This window comes from Pseudomonas sp. SMN11 (assembly GCF_052041945.1).
Taxonomy (GTDB): Bacteria; Pseudomonadota; Gammaproteobacteria; order Pseudomonadales; family Pseudomonadaceae; genus Aquipseudomonas.
Genome location: NZ_JBKGGW010000041.1, coordinates 45,829 through 53,890 on the forward strand (window position 1 = coordinate 45,829; position 8,062 = coordinate 53,890).

Consider the following 8,062-nt stretch of genomic DNA (forward strand, 5'->3'; position numbering starts at 1 on the left):
CGCAAAGCGGCCCCAGCTTTTTTAGGCAGTCAGGCCAACGTAGACGTTCTGCACATCATCGTTCTCGTCGATCGCCTCGAGGAACGCTTCAACCTCAGCCAGTGCTTCAGCGCTCAGGCTGGCAGCGCTCACCGGGTTCTTCGGGGTATAACCGATCTTCGCCGAAGTCACGGTGAAACCATGATCCGGCAGCGCCTTCTGCACGGCATCCAGATCGGTGGTGTCAGTGATGAACAGGGTCGAACCTTCTTCTTCACCTTCCTCGAAGTCCTGGGCACCGGCTTCGATGGCGGCCATTTCCGGGTCGGCATCGCCTTCCGGGGTGGCTTCGATCAGGCCGACGTGGTTGAAGTCCCAGGTCACCGAACCGCTGGCGCCCAGCTGGCCCTTGCGGAACAGCACGCGAATCTGCGCCACGGTGCGGTTGACGTTGTCGGTCAGGCACTCGACGATCAGTGGCACTTGGTGCGGGGCGAAGCCTTCATAGCTGACGGCATGGTACTGCACGGCCTCACCGTCCAGGCCGGCGCCTTTCTTGATGGCACGCTCAAGGGTCTCGCGGGTCATCGAAGCTTTCTTGGCCTGGACGATGGCCAGGCGCAGGCGCGGGTTCATGTCCGGGTCGGCGCCGGACTTGGCAGCGATCTGGATTTCCTTGGCCAGCTTGCCCATGATCTTGCCCTTGGCATTGGCAGCTGTTTCTCTATGTTTGGCTTTCCACTGTGCGCCCATGTCGACTCTCTTTGTTTCAACGGCCGGTTCAGGAAGCGACCGGCCAAAAGTGGGAGCAGTTTATACGCCCTCGGGCAGTGGATCGACAAGTAATCTCAGCCTTGGGCCTTTCCTTCAGCTACGCAGGGGCTTGATCGCCATGCTGGTGTTGGGTGCCACGTCCTCGGCCTGGGGCGCAGTGGCGGGGCGGCTGTTCCAGTGCGGCAGCAGCACCAGTGCGGAGAACAACGCGCAGCCGGCAAACACGATGAACACCGTGACGCTGTCGAAGTAGCCCGGCAACAGGCCGCCGAGCACCGCCCCCACCGAGCCGCAGCCATTGACGAAGCCTGCCGCGGTGGCGCCGGCCTTGGCCGTGCCGAAGTCGATGGCCGCCGCGCCGCTGATCATCGAGTCCGGCCCGTACAGGGTCAGGCCCATGACGAACAGCAAGGCGACTACCAGCACGATACTGCCGCTGTGCATGGCCCCCATGAACGCTGCCAGGGTCACGGTCAGCAGCACCAGGCTGATCACGCAGGCCGGCATGCGCCGGGCACCGAACAGCTTGTCCGAGGCCAGACCGATGATGATCGGGCCCAGCAGCCCGGCCAGTTCGAAGGCAGTCGGGATGATCGCCGCGCCAACCTTGCCCACCGACGGCATCTGCTCGAAGACGATCACCGGGCCCCACAGCAGGATGGCGTAGCGCGCCGGTTTCAACAGGAAGTACGCCATGCCCAGGGTCAGCACCGTGCGGTTGCGCAGGATTTCGCGTAGTGGCGCCCAGACGCTGCACAGGTTGCCGGCCGGGGCCATGCTCTGCGGCTCCGGTTCGACCGCTGCCAGGCCGACGTCTTCCGGCTTGTTGCGCTGCAGGAAGAAGAACAGCACGGCGACGCCGGCCACCACTGCGGCACTGGAGAAGAACGCCGCATGCCAGGTGCCGACCAGGGTATAGGCCCACCAGCCGGCGAACGGCGAAGCGACCAGGCCGCCAAAGGCGTAGCACGAACTCCACAGCCCCAGTACCCGCCCGCGCTGCGAGGCCGGGAAGAAACTGCCGATGTTCTTGCACAGGCCGGCCCAGCCGGTGGATTGCGCCAGGCCCTGGATCAGCATGCAGGTGGCGAAGATCGGGAAAGTCGCGTAACTGCCCATCACCACTGCGGCTGCTGCCGAAATCAGCAGCCCGCCCAGTACCACCACACGCGGGCCAAAGCGGTCGGCGAGCATGCCCCAGGTGAACTGGCCCACGGCATAGGCGGCCAGGTAGATGGCGTCGAGGTTGGCCATGGCGGCCTTGTCGAGCATGAACGTCGGGTCTTCAGCGATGCCGAGCTTGGCCACCGAGAAGGCTTTGCGGGTGAAGTAGAAGGCGGCGTAAGCCAGCCAGGTGATAGCAAAAATCTGGATGCGCCAGCGTTTCAACGCGGCTAGTGATTGATTCATTGACTCTGACCTCTTGCTCAAGTGTGCCGGCAGATTGTTAAAAAACGCCTGTCTTGTTGTTGTGTTGCGCACTGCATGACGAAGGCTCGTCATCTGGTCAGATGGCACCGTGTGCGGGCCATGGCCCGGCCGCTGCTTGTGGCGACGGCCTCGGGTTGAAACGTATGGAAACAGTTGCTGACTGATAAAGAAAATCGATTTATCGTATTTCACACATAAGCTCAGCTTGTTACTGGAGTCAGCATGTCGGTATCCCACGCTCAACTCAAGGCCTTCCATGCAGTGGCCGTGCACGGCAGCTTCACCCGCGCGGCGGAAAAACTGTTTCTGACCCAGCCGGCGGTGTCCGACCAGGTGCGCAAACTCGAGGAGCGCTTCGGCGTGCTGCTGTTCCAGCGCAACAAGCGCTCGGTGCAGCTGACCGACCTGGGCGAGCGCCTGCTGGGCATCAGCCAGCGCCTGTTCGCCTGCGAGGCCGAAGCTCATGACCTGCTGCAGGACTCACGCGCCCTGCATACCGGCAGCCTGGTGCTGGCGGTGGATGCGCCCGTGCACGTGCTGCCGCAGATAGCGCGCTTCTGCCAGCGCTACCCGGGTATTCAGGTCAAGGTCGAGACCGGCAATACCGATGAGTCGCTGGCAAGGCTGTTCAGCTACCAGGCCGACCTGGCGCTGCTCGGGCGCGATGTCGATGACGAGCGGCTGTACTGCGTGCCGCTGCGCCGCGACCCGATGGTCGCGTTCGTCTCGCACAACCACCCGTGGGCCAGCCTTAGCTCGATCAGCCTGGCGGACCTGGACGACACCCCACTGGTACTGCGCGAGCCGGGGTCGGTGACGCGGCAGACGCTGGAGGAAGAGATGCAGCGCGCTGGCTTGCGGATTCGCCCGGCGATCCAGGTGGAAGGCCGCGAGGCGGCGCGCGAGGCGGTGGTGGTGGGGATTGGCGTGGGGGTGGTGTCGGCGGCCGAGTTTGGTGCGGATGCGCGGGTGTGTGCCTTGCCGATCGTCGATTGTCAGCGGCATCTGACCGAGACACTGGTGTGCCTCAGCGAGCAAAGAAGCCGACGGGTGGTGTCGACTTTCCTGCAGATGGTTCAGGAAGAGTTGTAGCGCCTGTACCGGCCTCTTCGCGGCTAAAGCCGCGCCCACAGGTATCCCACCGCTTGCGAAATCTGTGCAGTACCTGTGGGAACGGCTTTAGCCGCGAAGAGGCCACCACAGGCATTACAACTATGCTGGGAATACCTCAATTCCAGGCCCACCCTCCATGCTTTTCCGCCTGGCCGCCGACGCCCTGGTCCTGCTGCACCTGGCCTTCATCCTGCTGGTCCTGTTCGGGGGCCTGCTGGTGCTCAAGTGGCGCCCCGCCCTGCTCCTGCACCTCCCCGCCCTGGCCTGGGGCCTGGCGGTGGAAGGCCTGCACCTGCAATGCCCGCTCACCGACTGGGAAAACCGCATGCGCTTGGCCGCCGGTGACGCCGGCTACCACGGCGGCTTCGTCGAGCACTACATCTGGCCATTGATCTACCCCGCCGGGCTGACGCCGCAGATCCAGCTGCTGCTGGGCGGCGTCGTGCTGGTGCTGAACCTGGCCATCTACGCCTGCGTCATCTGGCGCTGGCGTCGCACTTAGCGGGTGGCGACGACAAACAGCCGCGGAAACGGCAGCAGCACCTTGCCGTCTGTGGCTGGCGGGTAGTCCCGCTGCATGGCCTGCAGGTACATCTGCAGGAAGTCCGCCTGCTCCTGCTCGTCCAGCCTGGCCAGATAAGGCCGTAGCGCCGAGCCCTTGAACCATTCCACCACTGCCTCGGCACCACCCGCCAACGGGTGGTGATAGGTGGTGCGCCACACGTCCACCCGCGCGCACAACGGCGTGAGCAGGTCATAGTAGAAGGCCGCATTGTGCCGCGGTGGCAGCTGGAAGTCGGCGAACTTGTCCGCCCACGGGCCCTGGCTGGCGATTTCTCGCAACTGCCGATGTGCCGGTTCATCGAGGTTGTCCGGGGTCTGCACGGCCAGGCTGCCACCCTCACTCAGCTGGCGCACCAGGTGCGGATACAGCGAGCCGTGGTCGGGCACCCATTGCAGCGAGGCATTGGCCAGGATCAGGTCCTGCGGTTCGGGGGCGGACCAGTCGCTGATGTCGGCGATCTCGCAGCGCACCCGCGGAATGTGCAGGCGCTTGCGCTCTCGGGCTTTGTCGATCATGTCCTTGTCGCTGTCCAGCGCAGTCACCTGGGCATCTTTGCAGTGCTGCAGCAGCACTTCGGTGGAGTTGCCCGGGCCACAGCCCAGGTCGGTGGCATGGCGCACCGGCCGCGGTGGCACGGCGGCCAGCAAGTCGCGCACGGCGCGGGTGCGTTCATCTTCGAAGAGGGAATACTGGGTGGCGGACCAGGCCATGGAAGGCTCCTTTCTGGCGGGCAGTGGCTTGAGCATAAGCCATGTACCGTTTCCCATGAACCTGAACTGTCAGCCTATGCTTCAGGTCAGTCCCTACATGCGCATGCCGATGAAGCTATCCCTGGCCCTTGCCATCCTGGCCCTGATCGCCGCCGCCGCCCTGCTGGGTTCGCCATGGATGAACCAGCGGTTTCACATGCCCGAGGAAAAACACCCGCCCCAACAACGCGAAACGGCCGGGTCCCCAAGGGAGCCGGCCGTTTCCAACAACGAATGACGCTTAGTGCTGCTGCTTGCCAGAGCGGATCTGGTGCACCACGCCCATGGCCACCACGACAGCCGCGGCGATGCCGGTGGAGATCACCAGGATCTGGTAGTCAGGCATGAAGGCCATGGTCACCAGGGCGGCGATGATGAAGCCGATCACCAGGTAGGTCAGCCACGGGAACAGCCACATCTGCAGGCGCACTTCCTTGCCTTCGGCAATCAGCTTGCGGCGCATGCGCAGCTGCGAGAAGGCGATCACCAGGTACACCAGCAGGGCGATCATGCCAGTGGTGTTCATCAGGGTTTCCAGCACGTCTTTCGGGCGCAGGGTCTCGCTGAAGTTGATCAGCGCGCAGACCACGGCCACGGCGCAGGAGCCGATGATCGCGTACACCGGTACGCCGGTGCCGGCACGGGTGATCTTGAAGAACGACGGCGCGTCGCCACGCTGGGCCAGGGAGAACAGCATGCGCGAAGCGGTGTAGTGGCCCGAGATCAGGCAGCTGCTCACCGAGGTCAGTACCACGAAGTTCATCAGCAGCTCGGCGTGCGGCACGCCCAGCAGCTCCAGGGTACGGCGGTAGGCGCCATAGCCGGAAACGCCCAGTTGCGGGTCGTTCCACGGGACCAGGCAGACGATCAGGAAGATCGAGCCGACGTAGAACAGGCACACACGCCATACCACCGAGTTGGTGGCCTTGACGATCTGGGTGGCCGGGTCCTTGGCTTCGGACGCGGCGATGGTGACGATTTCAGCGCCGAGGAAAGCGAACATCACACCCAGCAACGCACCAATGACCGTGGTGATGCCGTTGGGCATGAAGCCTTCGGCGGTCAGATGGGTCATGCCGCGCACTTCACCAAACTGCCAGATGTTCATCACGGCAGCGCCGCACACGATCAGGAAGCAGACGATCGCCACCACCTTGATCAGCGCGAACCAGAATTCGAACTCACCGTAGTGCTTGACGTTGAAGAAGTTGACGGTGATCAGCAGCAGGGTCGTGGCCAGCACGAACACGTTGACGCTCACGTCGGGGAAGAAGCCATGCAGGATCTTGCCCGCCACATAGGCTTCCCAGGCCATCAGGATGACCCAGTACCACCAGTACAGCCAGCCGATGGTGAAACCGGCCCAGCGGCCGATCGCGCGGTCGGCGTAGGTGGAGAACGAGCCGGTGTCCGGCGAAGAGGTCGCCATTTCACCCAGCATGCGCATGATCAGGACCACCAGAATGCCGCCGGCCAGGTAGGCCAGCACTGCGGCCGGGCCGGCGCTGTGGATCACGCTGCCGGAACCGACGAACAAGGCGCCGCCGATAACCCCGGCGATCGACATCATCGTCAGGTGGCGCGACTTGAGCGAGGCACTGAGCTTGCTCTCGTGCCCGCTTTTCGCGGTGGTGGTTGTGGATGTTGCGTCCATCAGTTGTGTACCCCGTGCTTCTTTTTATCCAAGGAAAACTGTGAAACCCCGATGGCTCTCGGTTTCACCTGTACATCAGTGCTAATGCGGGCAGGATGGTGTGCGCAAACACACGCAGGCCTTCCGTGGCGGCCTGCTGACGCGCCCCAGGGTTGGCACCTGGGGCGAACTGAACATGCTTTATGTGGCGATATCTGACACCTAATGTAAAAATGTCCGACGTAGAGAGCCATGCACAGTGGCATGAATCTCGCACTGCACTGTACAGGCCGCCGATGCAATACACCCCGCTGCGCCTGGCGTTCCGCACTCTTGAAGGCCCCGAATGTTCGAATTACATCCAGACTCTTCCACGCCGTTGGTCAACCAGATCATCGACGGCCTGCGCGAGCTGATCGACAACCAGACCCTCAAGCCGGGCGCCAAGGTGCCGTCGATCCGCGCCTTCGCGGCAAGCTATTCGGTAAGCACCTTCACCGTGGTCGAGGCGTACGACCGCCTGGTCGCCCAGGGGCTGCTGGTGAGCAAGGGCAATGCGGGGTTCTTCGTCAATCGTGCGGCGAACGAGCTGCTTGAAAGCCAGAACAGCGAGGCCGAAAGCGGCCGCCCGACGTTCAATTCCGAGTGGTACCTGCAACAGATCTTCGAAACCCGCCAACTGCCTTACAAGCCCGGCTGCGGCTGGTTGCCCAACGACTGGATGTACGAAGAAGGCTTGCGCCGCGGCCTGCGCCAGGTCGCCGGCAGCCCGCTGGAGCTGTCTGGCTACGGCGACCCGATGGGCCTGCCGGAGCTGCGCGCGCTGACCGCGCAGAACCTGCAGCAGGAGCTGTCGATTGTCTGCAACCCGGCGCAGCTGATGCTGACCCACGGCGCCAGCCAGGCACTGGACCTGGCCGTGCGCACCTTGGTACGCCCGGGTGACGTGGTGCTGGTGGACGACCCGGGTTACCCCAACCTGATGAGCATCCTGCGCACCCAGGGCGCAACGCTGATCGGCGTACCGCGCACGCCGAACGGTTATGACCTCAATCACCTCGAGCAACTGCTGGCCCACCACCGCCCGACCACCTTCTTCACCCAGCCGCACCTGCACAGCCCGACCTGCTCACGCACCCCGCTGCCGCAACTGCACCGCCTGCTGCAGCTGGCTAGTCAGCACGGCTTCCGGCTGGTGGAAAACAACCTGTACGCCGACATGGTCGCCGAACCGCAGCCATGCCTGGCCAGCCTCGACCACCTGCAGCAGGTGGTGTACGTGGGCAGCTACTCGAAGAGCATCTCACCCAACGTGCGGGTCGGCTACCTGCTGGCCAGCCCGGAACTGATGCAGAAGCTGCTGCACCTGAAGATGCGCTCGGGGCTGACCACCTCGCAGGTGATGGAGCGGGTGGTGTATGCCGCGATCATCGACGGACGCTGGCGCAAGCACCTCAAGCGCCTGCGCCAGCGCCTGGCCGAGGCGCATCAGGAAGTTGGCCGGCATTTGCATCGATTGGGCTTTGAACTGTTCATCGAGTCGGATGAAGGGATGTACATCTGGACCCGCCATCCGGCGATTCCGGATAGCGCGGCGTTGCTGGATGATGCGCTGGAGAAAGGCATCATGCTTGGGCCTGGGCAATTGTTCATGGTCGATGCCAAGGCGACTGGATGGATGCGCTTCAATGTGGCGTTCAGTACCGACCCGGCGATGTGGGAGTTGCTGGAGAAGGTGCTGGTGAAGCATGTGCGGCGGGGTGGGATTTAAGGATTGAGGTGTGGCCGGAGTGTCCGGCACCTTCAGCACCTGAAAGA

8 protein-coding genes are annotated in these 8,062 nt (G+C 63.6%); 4 read left to right on the forward strand and 4 right to left on the reverse strand.

The features are described 5' to 3' along the window. Positions 1 to 21: 21 nt before the first annotated feature. Together ACLEJU_RS24985 and ACLEJU_RS24990 are read right to left on the reverse strand one after the other, a co-directional pair. Positions 22 to 732 (reverse strand): YebC/PmpR family DNA-binding transcriptional regulator, encoded by a 711-nt coding sequence (locus tag ACLEJU_RS24985; RefSeq protein WP_027920424.1) that lies wholly within the window; start codon positions 730 to 732, stop codon positions 22 to 24. A 114-nt stretch (positions 733 to 846) separates the two neighbouring features. Next, positions 847 to 2,163 carry an MFS transporter gene (locus ACLEJU_RS24990; protein WP_435425576.1) on the reverse strand — a complete coding sequence of 439 codons (1,317 nt, stop codon included), beginning with the start codon at positions 2,161 to 2,163 and terminating at the stop codon, positions 847 to 849. A 243-nt stretch (positions 2,164 to 2,406) separates the two neighbouring features. Here ACLEJU_RS24990 and ACLEJU_RS24995 point away from each other — a divergent pair, with 243 nt between their 5' ends. Continuing rightward, a complete protein-coding gene (locus ACLEJU_RS24995) occupies positions 2,407 to 3,276 on the forward strand; it encodes a LysR substrate-binding domain-containing protein (protein ID WP_435425575.1) in 870 nt (289 codons plus the stop codon). Positions 3,277 to 3,433: 157 nt separating this feature from the next. Further along, positions 3,434 to 3,799, forward strand: coding sequence for a DUF2784 domain-containing protein (locus ACLEJU_RS25000; protein WP_435425574.1), 366 nt, complete (start codon positions 3,434 to 3,436; stop codon positions 3,797 to 3,799). On the opposite strand, the gene tam is transcribed toward ACLEJU_RS25000, so the two are convergent. Next, positions 3,796 to 4,572: a trans-aconitate 2-methyltransferase gene (gene tam / locus ACLEJU_RS25005; protein WP_435425573.1), complete on the reverse strand. Its 777-nt coding sequence runs from the start codon at positions 4,570 to 4,572 to the stop codon at positions 3,796 to 3,798. The genes ACLEJU_RS25000 and tam overlap by 4 nt on opposite strands. A gap of 97 nt (positions 4,573 to 4,669) precedes the next feature. On the opposite strand from tam, the gene ACLEJU_RS25010 reads away from it, so the two are divergent. Beyond that, entirely contained in the window at positions 4,670 to 4,849 is a 180-nt protein-coding gene (locus ACLEJU_RS25010) for a hypothetical protein (RefSeq protein ID WP_435425577.1), read from the forward strand. A gap of 3 nt (positions 4,850 to 4,852) precedes the next feature. Here ACLEJU_RS25010 and ACLEJU_RS25015 read toward each other — a convergent pair whose 3' ends face one another. After that, entirely contained in the window at positions 4,853 to 6,265 is a 1,413-nt protein-coding gene (locus ACLEJU_RS25015; RefSeq protein WP_435425572.1) for an amino acid permease, read from the reverse strand. A gap of 325 nt (positions 6,266 to 6,590) precedes the next feature. Here ACLEJU_RS25015 and ACLEJU_RS25020 point away from each other — a divergent pair, with 325 nt between their 5' ends. Beyond that, positions 6,591 to 8,015, forward strand: a complete 1,425-nt coding sequence (locus ACLEJU_RS25020) for a PLP-dependent aminotransferase family protein (protein ID WP_435425571.1) — start codon at positions 6,591 to 6,593, stop codon at positions 8,013 to 8,015. Positions 8,016 to 8,062: the final 47 nt, after the last annotated feature.